Genomic DNA, 26,431 nt, shown 5'->3' on the forward strand with positions numbered 1-26,431 from the left:
ATCGTCAAGCGCCTAACACCCAGCACCCCCGCTCAGTTCATTCTGACGGGGGTGTTGTCTTTGTGGCGGGTAAAAGTTTGGCTGGGGCGCTAGGAGTGCTTGAGTCGACGCCGGCAGGTCAGGTGGCTCAGGTTTGCCCTCACCCCAACCCTCTCCCAGGGGGAGAGGGGGCTAGGAGCGGTGCTGCGGGGGGCTTGCGTGTGGCCTGATGGCCCCATGTACCCGTTGAAGCCTCCAAGAGCAGGAGCAGCCACAGCCCGGCTGCGCCGGGCCATGGCTGTCTTGGCGATCCACTGATGTACAGACGGCCCCTCGTAGGAGCGGCCCATGGCCGCGATCAGCGCGATCAGATCGCTGTAGGTTGGGTTGAGCCGGCGAAGCCCAACGTTCGAGCTCCGTGGGATACGGGCTTTAAGGTGGAGACCCTATGTTGGGCTTCGCTGCGCTCAGCCCAACCTACCAAGGCGGATATACGATCAGGGCGAGAACGCTCCTGAGCCGCTGTAGCTCGGTATTCTGCTCGGGCCTGTCCCCTATCTCGTAAGTGACCGGAGCAGGGGCGGGCGCTGGAGTACCGCTGGTAAGATCGCACCCCCCATACCCAGGCAGGTTGCTGGATCCGCTTCATTTTCCTGCGTTTTTTCGGTATACAATGATCAATGGCCTAAGGCCGGTAGCCAAGGGGGTGCGGACGTCGTACCCCTTTTTTCTTTATGGGATCGGCACAATTTATAGCTCAGTCCAGGATCTTGGTTCGTTAAGGTTTAGGGCTGTGGGATCGTTCAGTCAGGTGACGCAGGCGATGAAAGCGCAAGCGAAGGGGATTCGATTTTGATCAAGGTGCTGGTTGTCGACGATCATGACCTTGTCCGTACCGGTATCGTCAGGATGCTGTCGGACGTTGCAGGGATCCAGGTCGTTGGCCAGGCAGATAGTGGTGAGAACGCGCTCCGGTTGGCTCGTGAGCTCGAGCCGGACGTGGTCTTGATGGACGTCCGGATGCCCGGTATCGGTGGGCTCGAAGCTACCCGCAAACTCCTGCGCAGTCGCTCCGATCTAAAGGTCGTCGTGGTCACCGCGTGTGAGGAAGATCCGTTTCCCACCCGTCTGCTGCAGGCGGGAGCCGCAGGCTACCTGACCAAGGGGGCGGACATCGAGGAGATGATCACCGCCATCAAGCAGGCCTTTGCCGGTCGCCGCTATATCAGTGCGCAGATCGCCCAGCAGCTGGCGTTGAAACCCTTCCAGTCCAAGGCCGAAGCCTCGCCGTTCGATCAATTGTCCGAGCGGGAGATCCAGATCGCCTTGATGATCGCGGGCTGTCAGAAGGTTCAGGTCATCTCCGACAAACTGTGTTTGTCACCCAAGACCGTCAATACCTACCGCTACCGGATCTTCGAGAAATTATCGATTACCAGCGATGTCGAACTGGCCATGTTGGCCGTTCGCCACGGCATGGTAGATGCAACGAGTTGATATGAGTCAATCTTTCGATGCTGCGGCTTTTCTCGCTGGCTGCAGTGGACGTCCGGGTGTTTACCGGATGTTCGATGAGGGCGGTAAGCTCTTATATGTAGGTAAGGCCAAGAATCTAAAGAACCGGCTTTCAAGTTATTTTAGAAAGACCGGTCTCGCCCCCAAGACCGCATCCATGGTGTCGAAGATCGCGCAGATCGAGACCACCATCACCGGTAACGAGACCGAAGCGCTGTTGCTCGAGCAGAATCTCATCAAGCAGTGGCGTCCGCCCTATAACATCCTGCTGCGCGACGACAAGTCCTATCCTTACGTGTATCTCTCCACGGAAGATCAGTATCCGCGACTGACCATCCATCGTGGCGAGAAGAGAGGGAAGGGCCGTTATTTCGGGCCCTACCCAAGCGCGGGGGCGATACGCGAAAGCCTCAATCTCTTGCAGAAGGCCTTTCAGGTCCGGCAATGCGACGACAACTATTTCCGCAATCGCACCCGTCCTTGCCTGCAGTATCAGATCAAGAGGTGCAAGGGACCCTGTGTCGCCTTGGTAAGCGAACAGGAATATGCCGAGGATGTTCGCCATTCCGCGATGTTTCTCGAAGGCCGTAGCAACGCCTTGGCCGAAGAGCTGCAAGCCAAGATGGAAAGCGCCTCGATCAATCTGCAATTCGAGCGGGCCGCCGAATTGCGTGACCAGGTTGCCCTGGTCAGGCGCGTCCAGGATCAACAGAGCATCGAAGGCGGGAGCGGCGACGTCGATGTCATCGCGGCCCTGGTCAATCCGGGTGGAGCCTGCGTCCATCTGGTCACCGTGCGCGCTGGCCGGGTGCTGGGCAGCAAGAACTTCTTCCCGGAAGTCGGGATCGAGGAAGATTCCAGCGAGGTCCTCGCCGCCTTCTTGGAGCAGTACTACCTGGCCTATCTGGAGCGGGATCTGCCTGACGAAATCATCGTCAATTCCGTGCACGAGGATTTCCCCACCCTGGTCGATGCCTTTGCCGAGGTACACAAGCGGCAGCTGGTCATTGCCCATCGGGTGCGGGGTACCAGGGCACGCTGGCAGCAGCTCGCGGTGACCAACGCGGAGCAGGCGCTGAATACGCGGCTGGCCAACCGGCAGCACATGGGCGTGCGGTTCGATGCCCTGGTGCAGGCCCTGGATCTTCCGGAGCCGCCCCAGCGGCTGGAATGCTTCGATATCAGTCACTCCAGTGGCGAGGCGACGGTGGCTTCCTGCGTGGTCTTCGGGCCGGAAGGACCGCTCAAGTCGGATTATCGCCGCTACAACATCGACGGCGTGACGCCTGGCGACGACTACGCCGCCATGCATCAGGCGCTCACTCGCCGCTTCAGTCGATTGAAGGCTGGGGAGGGCAAGCTGCCCGATATCCTGCTGGTCGATGGTGGCAAGGGCCAGCTGGCCATGGCGCGGGAGGTGCTCAGGGAGCTGGCGGTGCCGGATCTGGTCTTGCTCGGTGTCGCCAAGGGTGTCACGCGCAAGCCCGGCCTCGAGGTGCTGTATCTGGACGATCCGTCGAACGAGTTCACTCTGCCGGCGCATTCGCCCGCGCTGCATCTGATCCAGCAGATTCGCGATGAGGCCCACCGCTTCGCCATCACCGGACATCGGGCGCGCCGCGGCAAGGCGCGTCGGACGTCCTCCCTGGAAGAGGTGGCGGGCATCGGTCCCAAGCGCCGGCAGGAGCTGCTCAAGCACTTCGGTGGGCTACGAGAGCTGCAACGTGCGAGCATAGAGGAAATAGCCAAGGCGCCCAGCATCAGCAAAAAGCTGGCCGAGCAGATTTATGCCGCCTTGCACAGCGAGTAGAATCGCCCCACGTTCATCAACAGCCGCGCCAATGAATATTCCAAATCTGCTTACCGTACTGCGCGTCTTCCTCATTCCGCTTTTCGTCATCCTGTTCTACCTGCCGGTCCACTGGAGCTACTGGACGGCCAGCACCGTCTTCGCCATCGCCTGTGCGACCGACTGGCTGGATGGCTATCTCGCCCGCCGGTTGGGCCAGAGCACGCCCTTCGGAGCCTTCCTGGATCCGGTGGCGGACAAGTTGATCGTCGCCGTGGCCCTGGTCCTGCTCGTGCAGGAGCACGCCAGTGCCTGGCTGACGTTGCCTGCCGTCATCATCGTCGGGCGGGAAATCGTAGTATCCGCCTTGCGCGAGTGGATGGCGGAGTTAGGCGCGCGGGCCCAGGTGGCGGTCTCCAATCTCGGCAAGTGGAAGACGGCGGCGCAGATGCTGGCGCTGGTGATCCTGCTGGCCAATCCGCCGCACCTGACCTTCTGGGTCATCAGTGGCTACGGCCTGCTCATGGTCGCCGCTGCCCTGACGCTGTGGTCGATGTGCACCTACCTGATGGCGGCCTGGCCCCACTTGATGAGCGCCGAGAAAAAGAAATAAGTTTTTTGAATCAATAGCTTGACATGCAGGGCGGCTGATATAGAATGGCGCCCGTCACCAAGCGGGAATAGCTCAGTTGGTAGAGCACGACCTTGCCAAGGTCGGGGTCGCGAGTTCGAGTCTCGTTTCCCGCTCCATGTTTACGTGAGTGTCGCAAGACATTCAGGTTTGAGGCCGGGTGGCAGAGTGGTCATGCAGCGGATTGCAAATCCGTGTACGCCGGTTCGATTCCGACCTCGGCCTCCACTATTGAAAGCCCCGTAGATCCAGGTCTACGGGGCTTTTCATCATCCAGGGATGCGTAAATACTGGATCAGGTGTTAAGAATCCGGCATCTGAGGATTCGCTTCTGCCCGAGTGGTGAAACTGGTAGACACAAGGGACTTAAAATCCCTCGACTTCGCGGTCGTGCCGGTTCGATTCCGGCCTCGGGCACCAATCAAAGCAAAAGGCCACTCATGCATGAGTGGCCTTTTTCGTTCAGGAGGGGATCGTCCAGTAGGGCGTCTCGTCCGCGTCGCGCTCGATGCGGGAGCGGCTGTCGAGAATGAAGGCTTCGAGCATGGCGGCGTCCAGCAGCTCGGTACGGGCAATGGGGCGTTTGAGTACCGACTGGCCGCTACGGGAAAAAACTTCCACGTCGTAGGCGCGCTGGTCTCGTGTCGAGATCACGCAGCGCAACGGCTCGAACCCGCCCTTGAGGGTGTTGAAGGCGCTGGCGAGTTCCACATAGAGGGTCATCCGATAAAGCTTCCTGTTCAAAGGTGGCACTGTGACAGCATTGGCTGCTACAGGGTTTCACCTTTGCAGAGAAGTGCCGCCATATCGCGATGCTAGTCGCAAAATCCCGGCCTTGCGTTCGGAGTTTCATTGCCAGCCTTGCAGCCAGCATTCTGCATCCAGCAACTCGTGCCAGTCCAGCGTCCAGGTACGGCGAGTGAGAACGGCTTGCAGATCTATCTGGGAGATGGGGTCGGTCTCGACTTCCGGGGCATGGACCCGGGTCACGATGAAGTGCTTTTGGCGCTCGCGTGGCTGGACGGCCGTCCATTTGCTGAGCAGCAGCTTGTGGGGGTTGATCTGACGCTGCTTCATCCCTGCAGGGCCTCCAGCAGCGGGGCGCTGCGATAGCGCTGCAGCAGGGCTTCCAGGTTGCGATCGGGCATGGCGTGGGCACGGAGCGCCGAGATGGTGCGCTCGACGTATTCCAGGGTGGTGCCGAAATGGCCGCAGGCTTCGGTCAGGACGCGGTTGAGGACGTCGTCCGGGAGACTGCCGGCGTAGCAGGGCAGGTTGCGCTTCAGGACGAAGCCGAGCGCCTGGACCTTGCTGCCGTCCTCCAGGTGGCAGTGTAGCCAGCGGGGCCGGTAGGAGCCGTCGGGCATCTCGCGTTTCCACAGGGCCAGCAGGTGGTCGTCCAGCTGCTCCTCGGGCAGCTGGTAGGCGAAGCCTGCGCAGGAGCCGCCGCGATCCAGCCCCAGCACCAGTCCGGGTTGCTCGGGGGTACCACGGTGCAGTTGGGACCAGAGATAGAGCCCGCGGTGGTAGCCATGGACGCGTGCCCGGCGGACGGCGACCGCGGGGCACTCGGGGCGCCAGATCAGCGAGCCGTAGGCGAACAGCCAGACCGGGCCGGGCTGGCGTTGCGCCAGGGTCGCTTCGAGGGAGGCGACGAGTTCGGGGTGGGTGAGGGGCGTGGCAGGTGCGAGCTTGGGCGGGTAGCAAGCGAGAGTACTCTGGGAAATCTGTCTATGCATGAGTGCCTGGTCCTCAACCGCAAAAGCTGCCGAGCCTTTAGGAGCCCGGTCATAAGATCCTAACGAAAGTATGCCGGGAACCCATAGACCGTTCGTGCCCATCTTTATGACGCTTGGTTAGAGCGCAGCGAGAAGCATGCCAGGACCTGGGCAATTCGGCGGGCGAAAAAAAGCCCGGCAGGTGCCGGGCTGTTCATGGCAGCGCGGATCAGGCGCTGGTGCGGATCAGATGATCGAAGGCGGCCAGTGATGCCTTGGCGCCTTCGCCTAGGGCGATGATGATCTGCTTGTAGGGCACGGTGGTGACGTCGCCGGCAGCGAAGACGCCGGGCAGGGAGGTCTGGCAACGGGCGTCCACTTCGATCTCGCCACGCGGCGACAGCTCCACGGTCCCCTTGAGCCAATCGGTGTTGGGTACCAGGCCGATCTGGACGAAGACGCCTTCCAGGTCGATGTGGTGGAACTCGCTGGAGTTGCGATCCTTGTAGACCAGGCCATTGACCTTCTGGCCATCACCCTTGACTTCGCTGGTGAGGGCGCTGGTGACGACGGTCACGTTGGGCAGGCTGAACAGCTTGCGCTGCAGTACGGCATCGGCACGCAGCTGGCCGTCGTACTCGATCAGGGTGACGTGGGCGACGATGCCAGCCAGGTCGATGGCGGCCTCGACGCCCGAGTTACCGCCACCGATGACGGCGACGCGCTTGCCCTTGAACAGGGGGCCGTCGCAGTGCGGGCAGTAGGCGACGCCGCGGTTGCGGTATTCCTGCTCACCCGGCACGTTCATTTCCCGCCAGCGGGCACCGGTGGCCAGGATCAGCGTCTTGGCCTTGAGCGAGCCACCGTCGGTGAAGCGTACTTCGTGCAGGCCGCCGGCTTCGTGGGCCGGAATCAGCTGCTCGGCGCGCTGCAGGTTCATGATGTCGACTTCGTACTGCTTGACGTGCTCTTCCAGGGCCATGGCGAGCTTCGGGCCTTCGGTCTCCTTGATGGAGATGAAGTTCTCGATCGCCAGGGTGTCCAGCACCTGGCCGCCGAAACGCTCGGCCGCGACGCCGGTACGGATGCCCTTACGCGCGGCATAGACAGCCGCTGCGGCGCCGGCCGGGCCACCGCCGATGACCAGGACGTCGAAGGCGTCCTTGGCCTTGAGCTTGTCGGCGGAGCGGGCAGCGGCGCCGGTGTCGAGCTTGGCGACGATTTCTTCCAGGCCCATGCGGCCCTGGCCGAAGGGCTCACCGTTCAGATAGACGCTGGGCACGGCCATGATCTGGCGGCGCTCGACTTCGTCCTGGAACAGGGCACCGTCGACGGCGACGTGCTTGACCCGGGGGTTGAGCACGGCCATCAGGTTCAGTGCCTGGACCACGTCAGGGCAATTCTGGCAGGACAGCGAGAAATAGGTTTCGAACTGGTAATCGCCATCGAGGGCCTTGACCTGTTCGATGACGTCCTGGCTGGCCTTGGACGGATGACCGCCGACCTGCAGCAGGGCGAGTACCAGGGAGGTGAATTCGTGGCCCATGGGCAGACCGGCGAAGCGCAGGTCGATGTTCTGACCAGGGGTCAGCAGGGCGAAGGAGGGACGGCGCTCATCGCTGCCGTCGGTGCTCAGGCTGACCTGGTCGGACAGGCTGGCAATGTCCTGCAGCAGGCTGAGCATTTCACGGGATTTCGCGCCATCGTCGAGGGACGCGACGATCTCGATGGGGCGCGTGACGCGTTCGAGGTAGGTCTTGAGCTGGGCTTGCAGATTGGCGTCCAACATGGCGACGTGGCTTCCGTAAAAAATGGGCAAAAAAAGAGCGCGCGGGCAAGGCGCCCGGGCGCTCGGGCTAGATCAGGCGGGCGTTAGATCTTGCCGACCAGGTCCAGCGAGGGGGTCAGGGTCGCTTCGCCTTCTTTCCACTTGGCGGGGCAGACTTCGCCCGGGTGGTTGGCGACGTACTGGGCAGCGCGGACCTTGCGCAGCAGTTCGCTGGCGTCACGGCCGATGCCGTTGTCGTGGATTTCGCACAGCTTGATCTGGCCTTCGGGGTTGATCAGGAAGGTGCCGCGCAGGGCCAGGCCTTCTTCTTCGATCAGGACTTCGAAGTTGCGCGCCAGGCGAGCGGTGGGGTCGCCGACCAGCGGGTAGTTGACCTTCTTGATGGCGTCCGAGGTGTCGTGCCAGGCCTTGTGGGCGAAATGGGTGTCGCAGGACACGCCGTAGATCTCGACGCCCAGCTTCTGGAACTCGGGGTACAGGTCAGCAAGGTCTTCCAGCTCGGTGGGGCACACGAAGGTGAAGTCGGCCGGGTAGAAGACGATGGCGGACCACTTGCCCTTCAGATCGGCCTCGGTCACCTGGACGAATTTGCCGTTGTGGTAGGCAGTCGCGGTGAAGGGCTTCACTTCGGTGTTGATCAGGGACATTGATGACTCCTTGAGGGGTTTGAAGATAAGGGTTGAATTCGATAGGACGCATACTAATCGCCTTTTGACGATTTGCCTCATTGTTAAAGGCGATGTCGGTGATTAGGCGCCTCTATCGGATACTACAGGGATCGAGTGAAATCAGTACCTTAGCTCGGCTCACGCCGGGCCTAATACCTTGGTGGTGGTCGGGTGCTGGCCCCACTCGCTCCAGGAGCCGTCGTAGAGGCGCCCATCGGGCAAACCGGCGACGTTCAGGGCCAGCAGCAGGACCGCCGCGGTGACGCCGCTGCCGCAGCTGGTGATCACCGGATGGAGGCCGTCGACCCCCAGGGCCTGGAAGCGCTGGCGTAGCTCCTGCGCCGGCAACAGGGTGCCGTCCGCGGTGAACAGACTGTCGTAGGGCAGATTCTGGCTGCCGGGCATATGGCCGGACGCCACGCCCGGGCGCGGCTCCGCTAACTCGCCGGTGAAGCGCTTGGCGCTCCGGGCATCGAGCACCTGGGTCTGGCCCACGGTGAGGGCGGTCTGGACATCGCCCAGGCCGCACAGCAGGCGGTTGTTCAGGGTGGTCGGATAGGGTGGCTGAGCTTCGCGCCGATTGACGCCGGCCTCCAGGGGCAGGCCCAGCTCCCGCCAGAGTGGCAGGCCGCCATCCAGCACCACCACCTGGTCATGACCGAACAGCCGGAACAGCCACCAGGCACGGGCGGCGGAGAACAGCCCCTTCTGGTCATAGACCACCACGAGGGTGTCCGGCGTCAGCCCCAGTTCGCCGGCGAGCCGGGCGAAGCGCCCCGCGCTGGGGACCATGTGCGGGAGGGAGGTATCCGGATCGGAGAAGTGCTCGATATCGAAGCGCAGGGCGCCAGGGATGTGCTGCTGGCGATAGGTCTCGTCGGCTACCTGCGGCTCGTTCGGCAGGTAGAGGCTGGCATCGAGGATCAGCAGCTCGGCGCGGCCGAGTTGCGCCTGCAGCCAGGCGGCGGTGACCAGGGGGGAGGCGATCATGGTGGGCGCTCCTGGGTTGGCGAAGGTCGAACAGCTTACCGCGCCCGGTGCGGCGTGGGCTGTCAGAGAGCAGCGGATACTTTATCCTCGACGATCTGGCAACTGGGTAGAAGACTTATGAGCGACAACAACGGGCACTCCACGGGTGGCAACGACTGGCAACTTAGTCGTATCGTCGGCGAACTCCATGCCGCACGCAGCCATTGGCGTGAAACGCATGGGCGCTTCCGTGAATTCAGCGGCCGTGAGCTGCCCTCGCGCAGCGTGATGGCCAGCGTGATCGAATCCTTGAGCGGCGCGCTCTTTCCGCTGCGACTCGGACCGGATCAGCTGCGTCAGGAGAGCGAGGACTTCTACGTCGGTTTCGAGCTGGAGCGCGCGCTCAACGCCCTGGTGATCCAGGCCAGGTTGGAACTCGACTATTTCGCCAAGCAACGCGGCGAGAACGGCAGCAATCGCGCCGACGAGGCCCGCCAGCTGGTGCAGGGCTTCGCCCTGGCGCTCCCGGACCTGCGGCGCCTGCTGGACACCGATGTGATCGCCGCCTACCAGGGCGACCCGGCCGCGCGCAGCGTGGACGAGGTGCTGCTCTGCTATCCGGGCATCTACGCCATGATCCATCACCGCATCGCCCATCACTTCTATCGCAGCGGCCTGCCGTTGCTGGCGCGGATGGTCAGCGAGCGGGCGCACTCGGCGACCGGGATCGACATCCATCCCGGCGCCCAGATCGGCGAAGGCTTCTTCATCGACCATGGCACCGGCGTGGTCATCGGCGAGACCTGCATCATCGGCGACCGGGTGCGCATCTACCAGGCGGTCACCCTGGGCGCCAAGCGCTTCCCGGCCGATGCCGAGGGCAATCTCAAGAAGGGTCACCCGCGCCATCCCATTGTCGAGGACGACGTGGTGATCTATGCCGGGGCGACCATCCTTGGCCGCATCACCATCGGCCAGGGCTCGACCATCGGTGGCAATGTCTGGCTGACCCACGGCGTCCCGGCCAACAGCAACGTCAGCCAGGCCAGCCTGCAAGGCTGCGCCGGTCTGGCTCAGGAGTAGTCGGCCGCCTGGTCGCGGACGAACTTGGCGAGGAAGCGCCGGGTTCGTTCTTCGCGCGGCTGGTTGAAGACCTCGGCGGCGCTGCCTTGCTCGACGATGCGGCCGCCGTCCATGAACAGCACCCGGTGGGCGACGTCACGGGCGAAGGCCATCTCGTGGGTGACGATGAGCAGGGTGCGCCCCTCCTGGGCCAGCTCGCGAATGGTCGCCAGCACCTCGCCGACCCGCTCGGGGTCCAGCGCCGAGGTGGGTTCGTCGAAGAGGATCGCCTGGGGGCGCATGGCCAGCGCCCGGGCGATGGCGACCCTCTGCTGCTGGCCGCCGGACAGCTGCCCCGGATAGCTGTCGGCCTTGTCGGCCAGGCCGACCTTGGCCAGCAGCTCGCGACCGTGGGCGAGGGCGCTGGCGCGGTCCTCGCCCTGGACGACGATGGGCCCCTCGATCACGTTCTCCAGCGCGGTGCGATGGGGAAACAGATTGAAGTTCTGGAAGACGAAGCCCATGCGCTGGCGCACCTGGCGGATGACCCCCTGCTGGGTTTTCAACGGCTTGGCCGCGTCGATACGCAGCTCGCCCAGGCGGATGGTGCCGGCGTCCGGGGTTTCCAGCAGGTTCAGGCAGCGCAGCAGGGTGGTCTTGCCGGAGCCGCTCGGACCGATGATGGCCACCACCTCGCCCTGGGCCACCTCCAGGTCGATGGCCTGGAGGACGGGCTGCCGCTGGAAGGACTTGGACAGTCCCTGCACCTCGATCATGACGAGCCCCTTTCGTTGATGTGCCGCCCGTAGTGGCGTTCCAGGCGTTCCTGCAGCGTGGACAGCAGGCTGGCCAGGATCCAGTAGAGCAGTGCCGCCGCCAGGTAGAGGCTGAAGATCTCGAAGGTGCGGGCGGTGATCAGCTGGGCCTGGCGGAACAGCTCCGGCACCTGGATGGTGGCCGCCAGCGAGGTGTCCTTCACCAGCGCGATGAAGCTGTTGCCCAGTGGCGGCAGGGCGATGCGCAGGGCCTGGGGCAGGATGGCGCGCCTCAGGGTCTGCAGCGGGGTCATGCCGATGCTGGCCGCGGCTTCCCACTGGCCCCGGTCGATGGCGCCGATGGCCGCGCGGATGATCTCGGCCGTGTAGGCGGCCATGTTCAGCGAAAAGCCGATCAGCGCCGCCGGCAGCGGATCGAGTTGCACGCCGAGCTCGGGCAGCCCGTAGTAGATGACGAACAGTTGGACCAGTAGCGGAGTGCCGCGGAAGAAGGAGATGTACAGCCGCGCGAGGCTGCGCGGCAGGACATGGGCCGAGCGGCGCAGCAGCGCCAGGCCGAAGCCCAGCAGCAGGCCGAAGAACATGCCCCCGAGGCTCAGGACCACGGTCCAGATCGCGCCCTTCAGCAGGAAGGGCAGCGAATCGAGCAGGAGCTGTAGCGTGTCGCTCATTGGGTGACGTCGGCCTTGAACCACTTCTCCGAGATCTTCGCCAGGGTGCCGTCGGCGCGCAGCTTGGCGATGGCCTGGTCGATGGCAGCGTGGAATTCCGGATCACCCTTGCGTTCGGCGATGCCTGATTCCTGGCGACTGAAGGGCTCGCCGGCGAGGGCCAGGCGGTCCTTGGTCTTGGCCAGCAGTTCCAGGGCGGCCAGGCGGTCGACGAGGATGGCGTCGATACGGCCGACGCGCAGGTCCTGGTACTTGGTCGGGTCGTCTTCGTAGGTGCGGACGTCCGCCTGGGGGACGTTCTTGCGCAGCCACTGCTCGTAGTTGGTCCCCAGGCCGACACCGACCTTCTTGCCGGCGAGGTCGGCGGCTGTCTTGATGGTGGCGGCGTCATCCTTGCGCACCAGGGCCTGGAGGCCGGAAACGGTGTAGGGGGTGGAGAAATCGTACTTCTTCTTGCGCTCGTCGCTGATCGTCACCTGGTTGATCACCACGTCCAGGCGCCGGGATTCCAGGGCGGCCAGCAGGCCATCCCACTTGCCCGGCTCGATCTTCGCCTTCACGCCCAGCTCCTTGGCAAGCGCCTTGGCGAAGTCGACCTCGAAGCCGGTCAACTGGCCCTGTTCGTCCTGGAAGCTGAAAGGCGGGTAGGTGCCCTCCAGGCCGACGACCAGTTCGCCGCGCTGCTTGACGGTCTGCAGCAGGTCCTCGGCCTGGGCGGTGGCCTGGTGGGCCAGACCCAGGGCCAGCAGCAGGGCGGCGCTACGGAAGAGACGCTGGGAGAGAGGTTTACGCATGGAGGTGATCCTTGTTGGTAGAGGTGCGCCACTATGAAGGTGTCTGATCAGACCACCTTAGTTCGAAAACTGCTGACCTTATGCCAGCATCCCGTGCGCAGGGCCTGGTCAGGCTAGCCAGTCGCCATAGGCGAAGGTGCCCGGGGCGCCGCCGGTGTGCAGGAACACCAGGGGGCCAGGCGGCAACGCGGCGTGGGCCGCCAGGTCCAGTAGCCCGGCCATGGCCTTGCCGGTATAGACCGGATCCAGCACCAGGCCTTCCAGCCGGCCCAGGCGGCGGATGGCGGCCAGGGTGGCGGGGTTGGGTTCGCCATAGCGCGGCCCGTGGTAGGCGTCGCGCAGCTGGGGTGGCGCCAGGGGGACCGGCACGCCGAGCAGCTCGGCCAGTTGCTGCCGCAGTAGCGTCACCTTCGGCAGCTGGTCAGCGTTGCGGCGAGACACGGTGACGCCTATCACCGGTACCTCGGGGCGCAGGTGCTGGAAGGCGAGATCCAGGCCCGCCTGGGTACCGGCGCTGCCCGAGGCGAGGATGACGGCGGCCGGGTGCAGGTCGAGCGCCTCCAGTTGCGCATTCAGCTCGATGCCGGCGCGGACATAGCCGAGGGCGCCCAAGGCGCTGGAACCTCCGACGGGGATCACCCGGGGCGTGCGTCCCTGCTGGCGCAGGCGCTCGGCCTCGGCCTCCAGCTGGCTGGGCGGATCCTGGAGCGCGGCGACGGGGATGACCTGGGCACCGAAAAGCTCGAGCAGCAATCTATTGCCACCCTGCAGGTAGCCGGGGTCGGTCGTGCCGAGGGGATTCTCCAGCAGGGCGACGCAGGCGAGTCCCTGCTGCGCGGCGACCGCGGCGGTCTGGCGCACGTGGTTGGACTGGATGGCGCCCGCGGTTACCAGGGTGTCGGCGCCTGCCGCCAGGGCCTCGGCGACGAGATACTCCAGCTTGCGCACCTTGTTGCCGCCCAGGGCGAGGCTGGTGGTGTCGTCGCGTTTGCAATAGACCGGTCGCCCGAGCTCCGCCGACAGCCGTGGCAGGAAGTCCAGTGGCGTGGCGGAGGCCTGCAGCGTCAGGCGTGGAAAGCGGGCGAGGGCGGTGGCGAGCATGGCGGGACCTGGCCTGGTGAGGGTGGCGTCACTCTAGGCCGAAGCCGTACCCACCAGCAATCCTCGTCTCAGGCCGGATCGGTCCGGTGCGCCCAGGCCTGGGGTATCAGCGAACGCAGCAGCAGGCCGTAGAGCGGTACGAAGAGGATCAGGCTGACCGTCAGCTTCACGCCGTAGTCGACCAGCGCGATCTCTGGCCAATGGGCCGCCATGAAGGGGTTGGGGCTGCGCCAGAAGGCCACGGCGAAGAAGGCCAGGGTGTCGAGGGCATTGCCGAACAGGGTCGAGACGGTGGGCGCCAGCCACCAGTGACGGGAACGGCGCAGGCGATCGAAGACCTGGATGTCGAGCAACTGGCCCAGCACATAGGCGCAGAAGCTGGCCAGGGAGATGCGCAGGACGAAGACATTGAGCGCGGCCAGCGCCGCCCAGCCCTGGAAGCTGCCGTCCTGGAACAGCACGGAGACGCCGTAGGAGGCCACCAGCGCCGGAATCATCACCCGCGCGATGACCTGGCGCGCCGCGGCTTTGCCCATCAGGCGGACGGTGAGGTCGGTGGCGAGGAAGATGAAGGGGAAGCTGAAGGCGCCCCAGGTGGTGTGCCAGCCGAGCAGCTGCAGGGGTAGCTGCACCAGGTAGTTGCTGGCGATGATGATCAGGACGTGGAAGGCGACCAGCGCGGCGACCGCCGTACGGCGCGTGGATGGACGAGGTGCGAGCATGAAAGGGCCTTTTTGGAGGTGCCTGGGGTGAGGGAACCCAGGCCCCGGAATCCGGGGCGGCGCCATCCTAGCCTAAACCGGGCGCTGCTCACCAGCGAGCGTCCGGGCATTGAAGGGAGTCGCTCCTCCCGGAGCGCTCCCGGTGAGGCTGAACGGACTCAGGCGGCCGGCTTGAGTACCACCTTGGTCCAGCCGTCGTCCCGCGCATCGAAATGCCGATAGGCGTCCGGCGCCTCGGCCAGGCTCAGGCGGTGGGAGATGATCTGCGAGGGTCGCGCCTTACCGACGTGGATCAGCCGCGCCAGCTCGCGGTTGTAGTTCTTGACGTTGGCCTGGCCGGTACGGATCTGCTGGCCCTTGAACCAGAAGTTGCCGAAATCGAAGGCCATCTTGCCTTGCTTGGCCAAGTCGTTCTGGCCGCCCGGGTCCTGGGGCACGAACACCCCGACCACGCCGATACCGCCGGTAGCCCGCGTCGAGGCCACCAGGTTGTTCATGGTGAGGTGATTGGCCTCGCGCCCATGGTGGTCGCAGCACTGGTAGCCGACGCACTCGCAGCCACGGTCGGTACCCCGCCCATGGGTGAGATTGAGGATCTGCTCCACCGCATCGGCCTCCTTGGCATGGATGGCCTTGGCCCCGAGCTTTTCCGCCAGGGCCAGGCGATCCGGTTGGTCGTCCACCACATAGACCTCGGAGGCGCCGCGGATCATGGCGGCGTGGGTGGCCATCAGGCCAACCGGCCCCGCGCCATAGATGGCGATGGACTCGCCCGGACGCAGTCCGGCCAGTTCGGTGGCATGCCAGCCGGTGGGGAAGATGTCGGAGAGCATCACGTAGTCGTCTTCGCGTTCCGCGGCGTCCTCGGGCAGGACCAGGCAGTTGAAGTCGGCATAGGGCACCCGCAGCAACTCCGCCTGGCCGCCCTGGTAGGGGCCCATGTCGGCGAAGCCGTAGGCCGCGCCGGCTACACCCGGGTTGGCGGTGAGGCAGAAGCCGGTCAAGCCGCGCTCGCAGTTCTCGCAGAAGCCGCAGCCGATGTTGAAGGGCAGGCAGACCCGGTCGCCGACCTTGATGCGGTCGACGCCGAGGCCGACCTCCACCACCTCGCCGAGGTTCTCGTGGCCGAAGACCCGGCCGCTTTCGAAGCTGGTGCGCCCTTCGTACATGTGCAGGTCCGAGCCGCAGATGTTGGTGGTGGTGATCCTGACGATGACGTCGGTGGGTTTTTCGATGCGGGGATCGGCTACGTTCTTGACCGCGACGTCGCGCGGGCCCTGGTAAACCACAGCTTTCATGATGTGCACTCCGGAGTGCCACGCTGGTCCGCTACGGGCACCCGCTTGGGTTGATGGAAATCGTCCCTAGGAGAGAGCGGCTTGAGCTGTCGCCTCAAGGGGAGGGCAGCGTCAAGCGGATGGGAGTTCAAATCGTCAGACGAGTTGGGCTGCGCTTGGGAGTCCTGCTAACGTTGCGCTTTTTCACCAACCAAGAGGCTTGCCATGCACTATCGATCCCTGGGCCGAACCGAGCTGAAGGTGAGCGCCATTTCCCTGGGTACCATGACCTGGGGCGAGCAGAATACCGAGGCAGAAGCCTTCGAACAGATTCGCGCGGCCAAGGCGGCCGGCGTCAATCTGCTGGATACCGCCGAGATGTACCCGGTCCCGCCGCGGGCCGGGACCTATACCCGCACCGAGACCATCATCGGCAATTATTTCCGCCGGCATGGGGATCGCGCCGATTGGGTGCTGGCGAGCAAGGCGGCTGGCCCCGGCCGCGACATGGACTACATCCGCGAGGGCGGGCTGGCCTTCACCAAGGCCAATCTCACCGCGGCGCTGGAGGCCAGTCTCAAGCGGCTGAACACCGATTACCTGGATCTCTACCAGCTGCACTGGCCTGATCGACGGACCAATTTCTTCGGCCAACTGGGCTATGTGCACGATGACAAGGCCTTCACCCCCATCGAGGAGACCCTGGAGGCGCTCGACGACCTGGTGCGGTCGGGCAAGGTCCGCCATGTGGGGCTGTCCAACGAAACGCCCTGGGGCGTGCAGCAATTCCTGCACCTGAGCGAGACCCGTGGCTGGCCGCGCGTGGTGTCGATCCAGAATCCCTACAACCTGCTCAATCGCAGCTTCGAGGTCGGGCTGGCCGAGCAGGCCATTCGCGAGCAGGTCGGGCTGCTGGCCTATTCGCCGCTGGCGTTCGGCGTCCTGGCCGGCAAGTATCTGGATGGCGCGCGTCCGGCCGGTGCGCGGCTGACCCTGTTCGAGCGCTTCCAGCGCTACAGCAATCCCCAGGCGCAGCGGGCCGCCCAGGCCTATGTCGAGCTGGCGCGCGAACGCGGCCTGGATCCGGCGCAGATGGCCCTGGCCTTCGTCACCAGCCGGCCCTTCGTGACCAGCAACATCATCGGCGCCACCTCGCTGGCCCAGTTGGAAAGCAACCTGGCGAGCAGCGAGCTGGAGCTCGACGATGAAACGCTGGGCGCCATCGAGGCGATCCATCTCGGCCAGCCCAATCCGGCGCCCTGATCGCGTGGTAGCCGGCGCCCGGTACAGTCGCGGTACCGGGCGTTTCCTGGCGCCTGGCGCAAGGCGGCCATAACCGACAGCGCAGGGACGCAAGCGCTGCTGTCCGCGACGCCTATTAAAACCCTGGCCCCAAGGGCCTAGAGTCGGTCGGACCTTCCACGCTTGCAGGTGTCCGTCATGACGTCGTACGAACTCGTGCTCCTGGGTGACCAGGACCCTTTCATCGTGGCCCACCAAGCCATCCCCCAGGCCCTAGCGCTAGCCGCCACGGCGCTGGGGGTCACGCTGCGGACACGCTGGCTGCCGACGGTAGCGGCCGATGGCGCCCTTGGCGACTGCGACGGCCTCTGGTGCGTGCCCGGGAGTCCCTATCGCCATCGTGAAGGGGTGCTGGCGACCCTGCGCACGGCCCGCGAACAGGGGATTCCCTTTCTGGGGACCTGTGGCGGACTGCAGTACGCGCTGCTGGAATACGTCCAGTCCGCGCTGGGCTGGGCGGACGCCGCCCACGGTGAAGACGATCCGCTGGCCAGCTGCGCGGTGCTCACGCCGCTGAGCTGCGCCCGCATCGAGGTGCAGAATCAACTCCGACTGCTGCCAGGGTCGCGCCTGACGGAGGCGGCCGGCGCCGAATGGGTCGAGGCCACCTATCGCTGTCGCTTCGGGGTGAATCCCGTCTATCTGCCGGCTTTGCTCGCCGCTGGCTGGCGAGTACTCGCCTGGGATGAAGAAGGACTACCCGCGGCCTTCGAACTGACGACCCATCCCTGCTATTTCGGCACCCTCTATCAGCCCGAGCGCGAGGCGCTTGCCGGTCGGGTCCCCACGGCGGTGCGCGCTTGGCTGGAAGCCGTGGGCGCGGCGCGTAGCCTGGGGACATGAAGCCGCCGGAGTTGCCCGAGGACTGTGTGGTGATCGCCTTCATCTCGCAACGCGCAGACGACGATCCCGACTATGAGTCCATGGCTGCGCGAATGGTGGAGCTGGCGCAGGCGCAGCCAGGCTTTCTGGGCATGGAATCGGTGCGGGGCGCCGATGGCCTGGGCATCACCCTGTCCTACTGGACCGACCAGGCCGCGGTGGCGGCCTGGGGTGCCCATCCGGAACATCGGCAGGCGCAGCGGCTGGGCCAGGCGTGCTGGTATCGCTGGCACGAGACCCGGGTCATGCGCCTGCTGTCGAGCCGCGCCGGTCAAGGCGTCACTGCAGACGGATCGCCCCCAGCGCCGGCGTGACCCGGATCCAGCCGACCCGGCTGTCTTCACCGACCAGCATGACCTTCTTCCAGGGGCGGAAGGGGGCGCTGTCCAGGACGATGATGCGATCACCCGGCCTCAGCAGGGCGATCAGCTGACGGTTGGCCACCACGCTACGTTCGGGCATCGCCGGGTTCTGCATCAGCGGAATCTGGCCGCCGCGGATTTCCCAGGTCTGGCCACTGGAAGCATTGATGAAGGTGGGCAGCCGCGTCAGCAGGATGGCCAGCGCGAAGAACCCGATCAGCAGCAGGACGAGACGCTGGGTGACCGTCCGGACGGCGACCAGCTCGGGTGACAGGTTTTTTCCAAGCGTCGACATGGAAAGGGCTCTGGCGGTAGGGCAGGAGAGCCTCGATGCTACCGTCAGGCGGCCAATTGACATCATTCGGATGAATGAAAGGTCAACGGCTGCTCATTTACCCGTTCCAGAGTGTGACCGGACGCAAAGGCGCCGGCCAGAGAGGACGGATCAGGGCGCCAGTTGACGGGTGACTTCCACGGCCTTGTCGAAGGACGGGTAGCCGCTCTTGGCCACCGCGAGATCGGCATAGGCGCTCTTGTAGGTCTGCGCCTGGATGGGATCGGCCTCGGTCACCAGGAAGGGATCGGTGTAGAGGCGATAGAGCATGGCGAAGGCCAGGGGATAGCGGCGGCTGGCCGAGGCGTGGAGCAGTTCCAGCACGTCATCGGTCTGGGGGCCCTGCTTGATGGCCACCACCGCCCGGTAGAACTCCACCTCGCCATCGGCGCTGCTGCCGCCGTTGCGCAGCAGCAGGGCATCCGCGAGCTTGAGCTGTTCTTCGCTACCGCCCAAGACCAGCAGCTTGGCCTGCAGGAGGTCGTTCTGGCGCAGCAGGGTGGTCTGCTCCGCGCTGAGCGGGTCCCTGTCCGCGACCTCGTGCTGACCCCCGAGGGAACAGCCAGCGAGGGAGACACACAGCAGGGGGAGCATCCATTTCTTCATGTCGAGATCTATCCGCGGAGTCGTGACGCTGTTTCCAAACTTTGGACGATAGCAGTTCTTTGGCGCTTTGCGCAGAACCGGAGGGTAATCCTGGAGTCGTATCCGCACGTCCACTGAGCGCCCATGCCTGGCTATTTCCAGCATCGCGCGCTTCGGGCATTGTATGCGACAAGCGGCTGGATAGACCGCCGTTCGTTTTGCCTTCACGTACAGATCAAAGGACTCCCATGATCACCAAATGTCTGTTTCCGGCAGCCGGCTATGGCACTCGTTTTCTCCCAGCGACCAAGGCCATGCCCAAGGAAATGCTGCCCATCGTGAACAAGCCTCTGGTGCAGTACGCCGTGGAGGAAGCGCTGGAGGCGGGCCTGCATCAGATCGGGATCGTGACCGGTCGTGGCAAGCGTTCGCTGGAAGACCACTTCGATATCAGCTATGAGCTGGAAAGCCAGATCAAGAACACCGACAAGGAAAAGTACCTGGTCGGCATCCGCAAGCTGATCGACAACTGCACCTTCTCCTACACCCGCCAGGTGGAGATGAAGGGCCTGGGCCACGCCATCCTGACCGGCCGCCCGCTGATCGGTGACGAGCCCTTCGCCGTGGTGCTGGCGGACGACCTCTGCCTGAACCTGGAAGGCGACAGCGTCCTCAAGCAGATGGTCAAGCTCTACAACCAGTTCCGCTGCTCCATTGTGGCCATCCAGGAAGTCCCGGCCAACGAGACCAACAAGTACGGCGTGATCGCCGGCGAGATGATCCGCGACGACATCTACCGCGTGAACAACATGGTCGAGAAGCCCAAGCCGGAAGATGCCCCTTCCAACCTGGCGATCATCGGTCGCTACATCCTGACCCCAGACATCTTCGACCTGATCGAGCAGACCGAGCCGGGCAAGGGTGGCGAGATCCAGATCACCGACGCCCTGATGAAGCAGGCCCAGGACGGTTGCGTGCTGGCGTACAAGTTCAAGGGCCAGCGTTTCGATTGCGGTAGCGCGGAAGGCTTCGTCGAAGCCACCAACTTCTGCTTCGAGAACCTGTACAAGGCGCTGTAAGCCCCTCGTACAGTCGACGAGGCCACCTACGGGTGGCCTTGTCGTTTTCGGCGTTCGACTTCCGGCGGCCGTGGCGGGCGACGGCTTGCGTTATGCTGGCGCCAGCAGAAACCAAGAGAGTGTTCCATGACGACCTATGATTTCGACCTCTTCGTGATCGGCGCCGGCTCGGGCGGGGTGCGCGCCGCGCGCTTCGCCGCCGACTTCGGTGCCCGGGTGGCGGTGGCGGAAAGCCGCTACCTCGGTGGCACCTGCGTCAATGTGGGCTGCATGCCCAAGAAATACTTCATCTACGGCGCTTCCTTCCGCGACGAATTCCGCCAGGCGCGTGGCTATGGCTGGGATGCCGAGGTACCGGCATTCGACTGGAACACCCTGGTGGCGAGCAAGGATCACGAGATCCGCCGCCTGAACGGCATCTACCGGGCGCTACTGGTCAACAGCGGGGTCACCCTGCTGGAAGCCCATGCGCGCATCCTCGATGCCCATACCGTCGAGGTCGAGGGTCGGCGCTACCGCTGCGAGCGTATCCTCATCGCCACCGGCGGCTGGCCGGACGTACCGGACTTCCCCGGCCGCGAGCACGCCATCACCTCGAACGAGGCCTTCTACCTGCCGGAGCTGCCCAAGCGGGTGGTGGTGGTGGGCGGTGGCTACATCGCCGTGGAATTCGCCTCGATCTTCCAGGGCCTTGGCGCCAAGACCACCCTGCTGTATCGCCGCGAGCTGTTCCTGCGCGGCTTCGACCGGGGCGTGCGTGAGCACCTGCGCGACGAGATGCAGAAGCGCGGTCACGACCTGCAGTTCAATGCCGACGTCGCCCGGATCGACAAGGCCGCGGACGGCACCCTGCAGGTGACCCTGAAGGATGGTCGCGTCCTGGAAGCCGATTGTGTCTTCTATGCCACCGGGCGGCGGCCGATGCTGGACGACCTGGGCCTGGAAAACACCGCGGTCGCCCTGGACGAACGCGGCTTCATCGAGGTCGGCGAGACCTTCCAGACCGCCGAGCCGTCGATCTTCGCCATCGGCGATGTCATCGGCCGGGTACAGCTGACCCCGGTGGCCCTGGCCGAGGGCATGACCCTGGCGCGCCATCTGTTCGATCCGGAAAGCTACCGCCCGCTGAATTACGACCTCATCGCCAGCGCCGTCTTCAGCCTGCCCAACCTGGCCAGCATCGGCCTGAGCGAGGAGCAGGCGCGAGAGCGCGGCCATCGGCTGAAGATCTTCCAGAGCAGCTTCCGGCCGACCAAGCTGAGCCTGACCGACGTCACCGAGCGTACCCTGATGAAGTTGGTGGTGGATGCCGACAGTGACCAGGTGCTGGGCTGCCACATGGTCGGCCCGGATGCGGGCGAGCAGATCCAGTGCCTGGCCATCGCTCTCAAGGCCGGCGCGACCAAGGCCTGCTTCGACGACACCCTGGGGATCCACCCCACGGCGGCGGAGGAATGGGTGACGATGCGCAAGCCGGTCCACGAGGACGCGGCGCCTTAGCGCCGCGCTCGCGTCCGCGCGGGTATCACTTGGCCAGCGGCGCGGCGACCGGGGTGGCGGCGACCGCCTCGCGCCGGGCGTAACGCTGGGCCAGCACCGCGCAGACCATCAGCTGGATCTGGTGGAACAGCATGATCGGCAGCAGCACCGGCCCCATGGTGCTGCCGGCGAACAGCACCTTGGCCATGGGCACGCCGGTGGCCAGGCTCTTCTTGGAGCCGCAGAACACCACGGTGATCTCGTCTTCCTTGCTCATGCCCAGCAGCCGCGCACTGTAGCGGGTGGCCAGCAGCACCAGGGTGAGCAGGGTGGCGCAGATGAACACCAGGCCGACCAGGGACAGGATCGGCGTCTGCCGCCAGAGGCCTTCGATCACAGCCGCGCTGAAGGCGGTGTAGACCACCATTAGGATCGACCCCTGGTCGACGAACTTCAGCTTGCCCTTGTGCCGGTCCACCCAGGTGCCAATCACCGGGCGTAGCAACTGGCCGGCGATGAAGGGCAGCAGCAGCTGGACGCAGATCTTGACGATGGCGTCGAGGGTGCTCTGGCCGTCCGACGCGCCATGGGCATCGAGCAGCAAGCGCACCAGCAGCGGCGTGAGGAAGATACCGATCAGACTGGACAGCGAAGCACTGCAGACCGCGGCCGAGACGTTACCGCGCGCCATGGAGACGAAGGCGATGGACGACTGCACCGTGGCCGGCAGGGCGCACATGAACAGCACGCCCAGGTAGAGTTCCGGGGTGACCAGGGGCGCCAGCAGCGGCCGCAGGGCCCACCCTAGCAGCGGGAAGGTGATGAAGGTGAAGGCGAACACCAGCAGGTGCAGCCGCCAGTGGGTGATGCCGGCCACCAGCGCCTGGCGCGACAGCTTCGCCCCGTGCAGGAAGAACAGCAGGCCGATGGCGATGTTGGTCACCACGTTGGCGACCTGGGCCGCGAGGCCGCGGCAGGGCAGCAGGCTGGCGAGGATCACCGTGGCCACCAGCAGCAGGGTGAAATTGTCGGGCATCAGGCGGGGACGAGCCATGGTCTCTCTCGGGTTGTCGTGGGATAGCCACAAGGCTATCGTTCCCTAATCTAGCCGACTAACGCGAAAAGCCCCAATGATGTCGTCGAACGGACAGAGTGCGGTCGAACGCTCCGTCCCCGCCCTCGCCAGCCTGCCACGCCGGCTCTATGCCCGCGTCGAATCCCTGGTGCAACCTGCCTGGACCCCCTGGCATCGCCATCCCTGGGGGCAGCTGTCCTATGCCATCCGCGGTGTACTCACCGTGACCACCGCCGAGGGCAGCTACGTGGCGCCGCCCCAGCGTGCGGTATGGATCGCCGCCGATGTGGAGCACCAGGTGCGGTCCTCACCAAAGGCGGAGATGCGCAGCCTCTATGTGAGCGCCGAGGCGGCGCCCTACGTCGGGGAGCGTTGCCGGGTGGTGGTCGTCAGCGGCCTCATCCGCGAGCTGATCAAGACCTTCAGCGGCTTCGCGCGGGAATACGACGAGCAAGGCGCCGAAGGACGGCTGGTGTCGGTGATGCTGGATCAGCTGCAGGCGGCGCCCGAGGTAGGGCTGTCGCTGCCGGCGCCGCAGGATGCCCGTTTGCGCCAGCTGTGCGAGGCGCTGGCGGCCAGCCCCGCGGATGACCGCACCCTGGCACAGTGGTCGAAGGTGGTAGGCGCCTCGGAAAAGACCCTAAGCCGGGCCTTTCTGCGCGACACCGAGCTGACCTTTCGCAGCTGGCGGCAACGGCTGCGCCTGATCAGCGCCCTGGAGCGGCTGGAGCAGGGAGTCTCGGTCACCGAGGTGGCCCTGGATTGCGGCTACAACTCGCCATCGGCCTTCATCGCCGCCTTCCGCCGGCAGTTCGGCACTACCCCTGGGACCTTCGCGCAGGACGTCTAGGCCTCAGGCGGTGGCGCCGAGCAGGCTCAGGTAGTCGCCGAAGCCGCCGCGGGCGCGGCAATCCAGACGCGAGCTGGTCCGCACCCGGACACTGTTGCTCCAGGCAATGCGGGCCCCCTGGGTCTGGAGCGCCGTGACCAGGCTGACGTCTTCGTCCACCGTCATGGCGGGGAAGCCACCCGCTTGCAGATAGGCCGCGGCGGAGATGCCGAAGTTGGCGCCGTGGATGTGCTGGTGTCCCTCGCGGTCATGGTAGGCCGCCTCGTAGCGGGCCCTCAGGCCGGGGGAGTGCACCGTCCAGTCGTCCACCTCGACCACCCCGCAAACCGCATCGGCGCCGTAGGCGAGCTGCGCGGCTAACCAGTCCGGCGCCACTTCGGAGTCGGCGTCGGTGCAGGCGAGCCAGCGCGCGCCGCGTTGAATCAGATGGGCGGCCCCGGTGGCGCGGGTCAGTCCCACGTTGCAGGCCCAGACTTCCAGCGCCGTCACCGGCAGCCGCCGGACGATATCGGCGGTGCCATCGGTGCAGCTGTCCAGCACGATGACGATCTCGACGTCTTCACCCAGCAACGCCGGATGCCTGGCGGCGCGCAGTACCGACTGCAGGCAGCGTTCCACATGTTGCTCTTCGTTATGGGCAGGTATCACGGCACCTATCATAGAAGCTGCTCCCGGCGGGCGACGGAGGTGGGGTCGGAAGACCAGAGGGTGAGGAGGAAATCGGATTCTTCGAGGTGGCTGAGGCGGTGCAGGCCGGGCAGGGCGGCGAGGCGCTCGTGGACCTGGTCACCGGTCAGGGCGCAGCCCTCGATGGGGTGCCGCCAGTGGCAGCCGAGCAGGACCCCGCCCGGTGCCAGGGCGCTGTAGGCATGGTCGAGCAGGGCCGCGAGGCCGGCTTCGCCGAGGTAGTAGCCGATCTCGCTGATGACGATGAGGTCGAAGGCTCCCTCCGGCCAGGCCGCGGGGAGCAGCAGGTGGCGGACTTCGACCTGTGGCTGGTCGGCCAGCCGGGCGCTGGCGGTAGCCACCGCCGAGGCATTGCCGTCGCTGACCAGCAGGCGATCGCAGCGCTCGGCCAGGCGACGGGACAGCTCACCCGTGGAGCAGCCCGGCTCATAGCCCCGGGCATAGCGCCGATGGGGCAGCATGGCTAGGGTAAGGTCGCGCTTGCGTGCTTCGTACCAGCGATGACGGTAGTCCCAGGGATCGGCATTGTTGGCATAGAGGGAGTCGAAGTAGCTCATGGAGACCGTCACGTCAGGTAGACCTCCCAGGCGCGGGTCAGCCGGGCGACCACCGTGGGCGGCAGGATGGGGCCCTGACCGGTGCTGGTGTCCGCGTTGAGCTGGCTGCCGAAGGCGTTCACTGCCTGCTTCTTGAGTGCCAGCACGTCCTCGTTCAGCTCCAGCCGGCAGGCGCGCTCCCAGGGCACCCGGGGATCACCGGGCGCCGCCCAGTGCCAGGTCCAGATGGGCACCTCGATGCAGCGGGCGCCGCGCTCTTGGCAGGCCTTCACTGCCGCCCGACCGGTCGCCTCATGGTCCGGATGGCCGTCCAGCCGCCAGGTGACGAAGACCACGTCATCCGGCGTGATGAAATCGAGCAACCGTTGCTGGAGGAGCGTTTCCTGCTCGCTCACCTGGCCATCGGGAATCGCCAGCCGGGTAACCGTGGCACGCTCCAGGTGCAAGCGGCGCAGGGCCTCGCGGGTTTCCAGGGGCCGGGTGTTGCGCAGGCGACTAGCCGGCCAGAGGCTGGAGTCCGGATGGCTGCCATCGCCATCGGTCACCGCCACCAGGGCCAGGCGGCGCCCCAGTTCACCGAGCAGGCACAGCAGGCCGCCACAGCCGAGGATCTCGTCGTCCGGGTGCGGGGCGACGACCACGGCCCGTTGGCCGGGCGGGACGAGCTGGGCGGCAGCCACCGTCGGCATGCTCTTGAAGCCGGCCCATTGGGCCCAGGCCTCGGGCGAGGTGCCCGCGCCTTGAATCTGACGATCACCTACAGTTGCCAAGGGGCACCCTCCAGCAGATTGAGATCACCCAGGACCGCCAGGTCGCGCTCGGCGTGGCTCTGGCGCAGGTAGACGGGGAGGTCCGCCATATGGCGGGCGCAATAGGCGTCGCGGCACAGGGGGGCAGCGCCGAAGGCTCGTCCGGTGTGGCGCACGACGATCTCGGCGCATTGCTCGACCAGCGCGCGGAGCTGGCAGATGGGATAGCGGGCATCGGCGGTGGGGTTACGATCGATCCAGTCGGCGGCCTGGCGCAGGGCGGTGGCGGCGCCGAGCAGGGCAGCGTCCACGTGGCCGAGGTGGGCCAGGGCATGGGGTTCGCGATGGCGCTTGCAATAGGCGCGCAGGGTATTGGCCAGGGCCGTCGCCGAGCCATACCAGCAGGCGGCGATACCGCCACCGCCGTGCCAGAAACCGGGGCGATGCAGATAGCGCCCAGGGGCGCCGACCAGCACAGCGGCGGCACCGTCGAAGACCACATCGACGCTGCCGGTGGCCTGCATGCCGATGGCGCGCCAGCCGTCCTGGGTGACCTCGACGCCGGGTTGGTTCATTTCCACCGCCACCAGCATCGGATGGTCGTCCATCCAGGCCGTGACCAAGGCATGACTGACCAGGGCCGCGCCCGAGCACCAGGACTTGCGGCCGTGCAGGGTCACCATGCTGTCGATGCTGTACCTCACCAGCAGGCGGGCGTCCGGCGGCTCGGCGGCCCAGACGCCCCAGAGGCTGTCGGGGAGAGCGTTGAAGCCATCCAGCTCGGCGAGGATCGCCAGGGCATCGGTATGGCCTTCGTACAGCTTGACCAGGCCCAGGTCGTGGTTGGCCACCTTGGCCAGGGCACGCCAGCGCTCCAGGGTCTGCCCCTGGCCAGGCAGGGGCAGGCGGTCGAGACCGCGTTGGTTGAGCAGTTGCAGACGCTGGTGCAGCAGTGCGGGAGTGACCTCGTCATAGGCCCACTCGTCCAGGGTGTCCTGAAGGCTATCCAGATCGATCGACATCGGCTCC

29 protein-coding genes and 3 tRNA genes are annotated in these 26,431 nt (G+C 65.5%); 13 read left to right on the plus strand and 19 right to left on the minus strand.

Going from position 1 to position 26,431, the window contains the following annotated elements; all coding sequences use genetic code 11:
- The first annotated feature begins 831 nt into the window (after positions 1-831).
- The 6 genes from gacA to FSV73_RS00030 all read left to right on the plus strand — a co-directional run bounded on the left by gacA (position 832) and on the right by FSV73_RS00030 (position 4,334).
- Complete coding sequence (gacA, locus tag FSV73_RS00005; protein WP_145002168.1) at positions 832-1,476, plus strand: response regulator transcription factor GacA; 645 nt, start codon at positions 832-834, stop codon at positions 1,474-1,476.
- Position 1,477: 1 nt separating this feature from the next.
- The gene (gene uvrC, locus FSV73_RS00010) at positions 1,478-3,304 is read left to right on the plus strand and encodes an excinuclease ABC subunit UvrC (RefSeq protein WP_145002170.1); all 1,827 of its coding nucleotides are present in this window, start codon (positions 1,478-1,480) and stop codon (positions 3,302-3,304) included.
- A gap of 31 nt (positions 3,305-3,335) precedes the next feature.
- Positions 3,336-3,896 carry a CDP-diacylglycerol--glycerol-3-phosphate 3-phosphatidyltransferase gene (pgsA, locus tag FSV73_RS00015; protein WP_145002172.1) on the plus strand — a complete coding sequence of 187 codons (561 nt, stop codon included), beginning with the start codon at positions 3,336-3,338 and terminating at the stop codon, positions 3,894-3,896.
- A gap of 61 nt (positions 3,897-3,957) precedes the next feature.
- Positions 3,958-4,033 (plus strand) — tRNA-Gly (locus FSV73_RS00020).
- 35 nt (positions 4,034-4,068) lie between these two features.
- Positions 4,069-4,142: transfer RNA gene (locus tag FSV73_RS00025), tRNA-Cys, on the plus strand.
- 105 nt (positions 4,143-4,247) lie between these two features.
- A tRNA-Leu gene (locus FSV73_RS00030) sits at positions 4,248-4,334 on the plus strand.
- Positions 4,335-4,376: 42 nt separating this feature from the next.
- Here the strand turns inward: FSV73_RS00030 and FSV73_RS00035 are convergent.
- The 6 genes from FSV73_RS00035 to sseA form a co-directional block, all read right to left on the minus strand.
- On the minus strand, positions 4,377-4,637 hold the full coding sequence (locus tag FSV73_RS00035) for a hypothetical protein (RefSeq protein WP_059228066.1): 261 nt from the start codon (positions 4,635-4,637) through the stop codon (positions 4,377-4,379).
- A gap of 126 nt (positions 4,638-4,763) precedes the next feature.
- Entirely contained in the window at positions 4,764-4,991 is a 228-nt protein-coding gene (locus FSV73_RS00040) for a TIGR02450 family Trp-rich protein (RefSeq protein ID WP_145002174.1), read from the minus strand.
- Entirely contained in the window at positions 4,988-5,653 is a 666-nt protein-coding gene (locus FSV73_RS00045) for a gamma-glutamylcyclotransferase (protein ID WP_145002176.1), read from the minus strand. Before FSV73_RS00045 ends, FSV73_RS00040 begins: the two co-directional genes overlap by 4 nt.
- A gap of 208 nt (positions 5,654-5,861) precedes the next feature.
- On the minus strand, positions 5,862-7,421 hold the full coding sequence (gene ahpF, locus FSV73_RS00050) for an alkyl hydroperoxide reductase subunit F (RefSeq protein ID WP_145002178.1): 1,560 nt from the start codon (positions 7,419-7,421) through the stop codon (positions 5,862-5,864).
- An 83-nt stretch (positions 7,422-7,504) separates the two neighbouring features.
- Positions 7,505-8,068, minus strand: coding sequence for an alkyl hydroperoxide reductase subunit C (ahpC, locus tag FSV73_RS00055; protein ID WP_059314743.1), 564 nt, complete (start codon positions 8,066-8,068; stop codon positions 7,505-7,507).
- 159 nt (positions 8,069-8,227) lie between these two features.
- Positions 8,228-9,079 (minus strand): 3-mercaptopyruvate sulfurtransferase, encoded by an 852-nt coding sequence (sseA, locus tag FSV73_RS00060; protein WP_145002180.1) that lies wholly within the window; start codon positions 9,077-9,079, stop codon positions 8,228-8,230.
- A gap of 117 nt (positions 9,080-9,196) precedes the next feature.
- On the opposite strand from sseA, the gene epsC reads away from it, so the two are divergent.
- On the plus strand, positions 9,197-10,141 hold the full coding sequence (gene epsC, locus FSV73_RS00065) for a serine O-acetyltransferase EpsC (protein WP_145002182.1): 945 nt from the start codon (positions 9,197-9,199) through the stop codon (positions 10,139-10,141).
- Here the strand turns inward: epsC and tcyN are convergent.
- From tcyN to FSV73_RS00095, 6 genes are all read right to left on the minus strand, one after another.
- Complete coding sequence (tcyN, locus tag FSV73_RS00070; RefSeq protein ID WP_145002184.1) at positions 10,132-10,896, minus strand: L-cystine ABC transporter ATP-binding protein TcyN; 765 nt, start codon at positions 10,894-10,896, stop codon at positions 10,132-10,134. The two genes, epsC and tcyN, sit on opposite strands and share 10 nt — an antisense overlap.
- Positions 10,893-11,567, minus strand: a complete 675-nt coding sequence (gene tcyL / locus FSV73_RS00075) for a cystine ABC transporter permease (protein WP_145002186.1) — start codon at positions 11,565-11,567, stop codon at positions 10,893-10,895. Before tcyL ends, tcyN begins: the two co-directional genes overlap by 4 nt.
- Positions 11,564-12,361 (minus strand): cystine ABC transporter substrate-binding protein, encoded by a 798-nt coding sequence (gene tcyJ / locus FSV73_RS00080; RefSeq protein WP_145002188.1) that lies wholly within the window; start codon positions 12,359-12,361, stop codon positions 11,564-11,566. Before tcyJ ends, tcyL begins: the two co-directional genes overlap by 4 nt.
- A gap of 108 nt (positions 12,362-12,469) precedes the next feature.
- Positions 12,470-13,462 (minus strand): D-cysteine desulfhydrase, encoded by a 993-nt coding sequence (locus tag FSV73_RS00085; RefSeq protein WP_145002190.1) that lies wholly within the window; start codon positions 13,460-13,462, stop codon positions 12,470-12,472.
- A gap of 68 nt (positions 13,463-13,530) precedes the next feature.
- Positions 13,531-14,184 carry a 7-cyano-7-deazaguanine/7-aminomethyl-7-deazaguanine transporter gene (locus FSV73_RS00090; RefSeq protein ID WP_145002192.1) on the minus strand — a complete coding sequence of 218 codons (654 nt, stop codon included), beginning with the start codon at positions 14,182-14,184 and terminating at the stop codon, positions 13,531-13,533.
- A 158-nt stretch (positions 14,185-14,342) separates the two neighbouring features.
- Positions 14,343-15,482: a glutathione-independent formaldehyde dehydrogenase gene (locus FSV73_RS00095; RefSeq protein ID WP_145002194.1), complete on the minus strand. Its 1,140-nt coding sequence runs from the start codon at positions 15,480-15,482 to the stop codon at positions 14,343-14,345.
- A gap of 204 nt (positions 15,483-15,686) precedes the next feature.
- Here FSV73_RS00095 and FSV73_RS00100 point away from each other — a divergent pair, with 204 nt between their 5' ends.
- From FSV73_RS00100 to FSV73_RS00110, 3 genes are all read left to right on the plus strand, one after another.
- On the plus strand, positions 15,687-16,724 hold the full coding sequence (locus FSV73_RS00100) for an NADP(H)-dependent aldo-keto reductase (RefSeq protein ID WP_145002196.1): 1,038 nt from the start codon (positions 15,687-15,689) through the stop codon (positions 16,722-16,724).
- A gap of 177 nt (positions 16,725-16,901) precedes the next feature.
- Complete coding sequence (locus FSV73_RS00105) at positions 16,902-17,606, plus strand: glutamine amidotransferase-related protein (protein WP_145002198.1); 705 nt, start codon at positions 16,902-16,904, stop codon at positions 17,604-17,606.
- A complete protein-coding gene (locus FSV73_RS00110; protein ID WP_145002200.1) occupies positions 17,603-17,959 on the plus strand; it encodes an antibiotic biosynthesis monooxygenase family protein in 357 nt (118 codons plus the stop codon). The genes FSV73_RS00105 and FSV73_RS00110 overlap by 4 nt, the downstream gene beginning before the upstream one ends.
- On the opposite strand, the gene FSV73_RS00115 is transcribed toward FSV73_RS00110, so the two are convergent.
- Positions 17,925-18,302, minus strand: a complete 378-nt coding sequence (locus FSV73_RS00115; protein ID WP_145002202.1) for a hypothetical protein — start codon at positions 18,300-18,302, stop codon at positions 17,925-17,927. The two genes, FSV73_RS00110 and FSV73_RS00115, sit on opposite strands and share 35 nt — an antisense overlap.
- Positions 18,303-18,452: 150 nt before the next feature.
- On the minus strand, positions 18,453-18,947 hold the full coding sequence (locus FSV73_RS00120; RefSeq protein ID WP_145002204.1) for a hypothetical protein: 495 nt from the start codon (positions 18,945-18,947) through the stop codon (positions 18,453-18,455).
- 227 nt (positions 18,948-19,174) lie between these two features.
- On the opposite strand from FSV73_RS00120, the gene galU reads away from it, so the two are divergent.
- The gene (gene galU, locus FSV73_RS00125; RefSeq protein ID WP_007161840.1) at positions 19,175-20,005 is read left to right on the plus strand and encodes a UTP--glucose-1-phosphate uridylyltransferase GalU; all 831 of its coding nucleotides are present in this window, start codon (positions 19,175-19,177) and stop codon (positions 20,003-20,005) included.
- A gap of 126 nt (positions 20,006-20,131) precedes the next feature.
- A complete protein-coding gene (gene gorA, locus FSV73_RS00130; RefSeq protein ID WP_145002206.1) occupies positions 20,132-21,505 on the plus strand; it encodes a glutathione-disulfide reductase in 1,374 nt (457 codons plus the stop codon).
- 25 nt (positions 21,506-21,530) lie between these two features.
- Here the strand turns inward: gorA and FSV73_RS00135 are convergent, their stop codons facing one another.
- Positions 21,531-22,538: a bile acid:sodium symporter family protein gene (locus FSV73_RS00135; protein ID WP_145002208.1), complete on the minus strand. Its 1,008-nt coding sequence runs from the start codon at positions 22,536-22,538 to the stop codon at positions 21,531-21,533.
- Between the two features lie 76 nt (positions 22,539-22,614).
- Here FSV73_RS00135 and FSV73_RS00140 point away from each other — a divergent pair, with 76 nt between their 5' ends.
- Positions 22,615-23,409, plus strand: coding sequence for an AraC family transcriptional regulator (locus FSV73_RS00140; protein ID WP_145002210.1), 795 nt, complete (start codon positions 22,615-22,617; stop codon positions 23,407-23,409).
- A 3-nt stretch (positions 23,410-23,412) separates the two neighbouring features.
- Here the strand turns inward: FSV73_RS00140 and FSV73_RS00145 are convergent, their stop codons facing one another.
- The 4 genes from FSV73_RS00145 to FSV73_RS00160 are packed head-to-tail and all read right to left on the minus strand — an operon-like array spanning position 23,413 to position 26,424.
- Positions 23,413-24,069 carry a glycosyltransferase gene (locus FSV73_RS00145; RefSeq protein ID WP_145002212.1) on the minus strand — a complete coding sequence of 219 codons (657 nt, stop codon included), beginning with the start codon at positions 24,067-24,069 and terminating at the stop codon, positions 23,413-23,415.
- Positions 24,066-24,653 carry a class I SAM-dependent methyltransferase gene (locus FSV73_RS00150; RefSeq protein ID WP_145002214.1) on the minus strand — a complete coding sequence of 196 codons (588 nt, stop codon included), beginning with the start codon at positions 24,651-24,653 and terminating at the stop codon, positions 24,066-24,068. The genes FSV73_RS00145 and FSV73_RS00150 overlap by 4 nt, the downstream gene beginning before the upstream one ends.
- A gap of 8 nt (positions 24,654-24,661) precedes the next feature.
- Complete coding sequence (locus FSV73_RS00155; RefSeq protein ID WP_260855997.1) at positions 24,662-25,423, minus strand: PIG-L deacetylase family protein; 762 nt, start codon at positions 25,421-25,423, stop codon at positions 24,662-24,664.
- Entirely contained in the window at positions 25,411-26,424 is a 1,014-nt protein-coding gene (locus tag FSV73_RS00160) for an acyl-CoA dehydrogenase family protein (RefSeq protein ID WP_260855998.1), read from the minus strand. The genes FSV73_RS00155 and FSV73_RS00160 overlap by 13 nt, the downstream gene beginning before the upstream one ends.
- Positions 26,425-26,431: the final 7 nt, after the last annotated feature.

The organism is Pseudomonas oryzihabitans (genome assembly GCF_007665395.1).
Taxonomy (GTDB): Bacteria; Pseudomonadota; Gammaproteobacteria; order Pseudomonadales; family Pseudomonadaceae; genus Chryseomonas; species Chryseomonas psychrotolerans_C.

What these genes read in the sequence shown, in the direction of transcription:
- uvrC (WP_145002170.1), top strand. Translation starts at nt 1,478, where the DNA reads ATGAGTCAATCTTTCGATGCTGCGGCTTTTCTCGCTGGCTGCAGTGGA.
- pgsA (WP_145002172.1), top strand. Translation starts at nt 3,336, where the DNA reads ATGAATATTCCAAATCTGCTTACCGTACTGCGCGTCTTCCTCATTCCG.
- FSV73_RS00035 (WP_059228066.1), bottom strand. Translation starts at nt 4,637, where the DNA reads ATGACCCTCTATGTGGAACTCGCCAGCGCCTTCAACACCCTCAAGGGC.
- FSV73_RS00040 (WP_145002174.1), bottom strand. Translation starts at nt 4,991, where the DNA reads ATGAAGCAGCGTCAGATCAACCCCCACAAGCTGCTGCTCAGCAAATGG.
- FSV73_RS00045 (WP_145002176.1), bottom strand. Translation starts at nt 5,653, where the DNA reads ATGCATAGACAGATTTCCCAGAGTACTCTCGCTTGCTACCCGCCCAAG.
- ahpF (WP_145002178.1), bottom strand. Translation starts at nt 7,421, where the DNA reads ATGTTGGACGCCAATCTGCAAGCCCAGCTCAAGACCTACCTCGAACGC.
- ahpC (WP_059314743.1), bottom strand. Translation starts at nt 8,068, where the DNA reads ATGTCCCTGATCAACACCGAAGTGAAGCCCTTCACCGCGACTGCCTAC.
- sseA (WP_145002180.1), bottom strand. Translation starts at nt 9,079, where the DNA reads ATGATCGCCTCCCCCCTGGTCACCGCCGCCTGGCTGCAGGCGCAACTC.
- epsC (WP_145002182.1), top strand. Translation starts at nt 9,197, where the DNA reads ATGAGCGACAACAACGGGCACTCCACGGGTGGCAACGACTGGCAACTT.
- tcyN (WP_145002184.1), bottom strand. Translation starts at nt 10,896, where the DNA reads ATGATCGAGGTGCAGGGACTGTCCAAGTCCTTCCAGCGGCAGCCCGTC.
- tcyL (WP_145002186.1), bottom strand. Translation starts at nt 11,567, where the DNA reads ATGAGCGACACGCTACAGCTCCTGCTCGATTCGCTGCCCTTCCTGCTG.
- tcyJ (WP_145002188.1), bottom strand. Translation starts at nt 12,361, where the DNA reads ATGCGTAAACCTCTCTCCCAGCGTCTCTTCCGTAGCGCCGCCCTGCTG.
- FSV73_RS00085 (WP_145002190.1), bottom strand. Translation starts at nt 13,462, where the DNA reads ATGCTCGCCACCGCCCTCGCCCGCTTTCCACGCCTGACGCTGCAGGCC.
- FSV73_RS00090 (WP_145002192.1), bottom strand. Translation starts at nt 14,184, where the DNA reads ATGCTCGCACCTCGTCCATCCACGCGCCGTACGGCGGTCGCCGCGCTG.
- FSV73_RS00095 (WP_145002194.1), bottom strand. Translation starts at nt 15,482, where the DNA reads ATGAAAGCTGTGGTTTACCAGGGCCCGCGCGACGTCGCGGTCAAGAAC.
- FSV73_RS00100 (WP_145002196.1), top strand. Translation starts at nt 15,687, where the DNA reads ATGCACTATCGATCCCTGGGCCGAACCGAGCTGAAGGTGAGCGCCATT.
- FSV73_RS00105 (WP_145002198.1), top strand. Translation starts at nt 16,902, where the DNA reads ATGACGTCGTACGAACTCGTGCTCCTGGGTGACCAGGACCCTTTCATC.
- FSV73_RS00110 (WP_145002200.1), top strand. Translation starts at nt 17,603, where the DNA reads ATGAAGCCGCCGGAGTTGCCCGAGGACTGTGTGGTGATCGCCTTCATC.
- FSV73_RS00115 (WP_145002202.1), bottom strand. Translation starts at nt 18,302, where the DNA reads ATGTCGACGCTTGGAAAAAACCTGTCACCCGAGCTGGTCGCCGTCCGG.
- FSV73_RS00120 (WP_145002204.1), bottom strand. Translation starts at nt 18,947, where the DNA reads ATGAAGAAATGGATGCTCCCCCTGCTGTGTGTCTCCCTCGCTGGCTGT.
- galU (WP_007161840.1), top strand. Translation starts at nt 19,175, where the DNA reads ATGATCACCAAATGTCTGTTTCCGGCAGCCGGCTATGGCACTCGTTTT.
- gorA (WP_145002206.1), top strand. Translation starts at nt 20,132, where the DNA reads ATGACGACCTATGATTTCGACCTCTTCGTGATCGGCGCCGGCTCGGGC.
- FSV73_RS00135 (WP_145002208.1), bottom strand. Translation starts at nt 22,538, where the DNA reads ATGGCTCGTCCCCGCCTGATGCCCGACAATTTCACCCTGCTGCTGGTG.
- FSV73_RS00140 (WP_145002210.1), top strand. Translation starts at nt 22,615, where the DNA reads ATGATGTCGTCGAACGGACAGAGTGCGGTCGAACGCTCCGTCCCCGCC.
- FSV73_RS00145 (WP_145002212.1), bottom strand. Translation starts at nt 24,069, where the DNA reads ATGATAGGTGCCGTGATACCTGCCCATAACGAAGAGCAACATGTGGAA.
- FSV73_RS00150 (WP_145002214.1), bottom strand. Translation starts at nt 24,653, where the DNA reads ATGAGCTACTTCGACTCCCTCTATGCCAACAATGCCGATCCCTGGGAC.
- FSV73_RS00160 (WP_260855998.1), bottom strand. Translation starts at nt 26,424, where the DNA reads ATGTCGATCGATCTGGATAGCCTTCAGGACACCCTGGACGAGTGGGCC.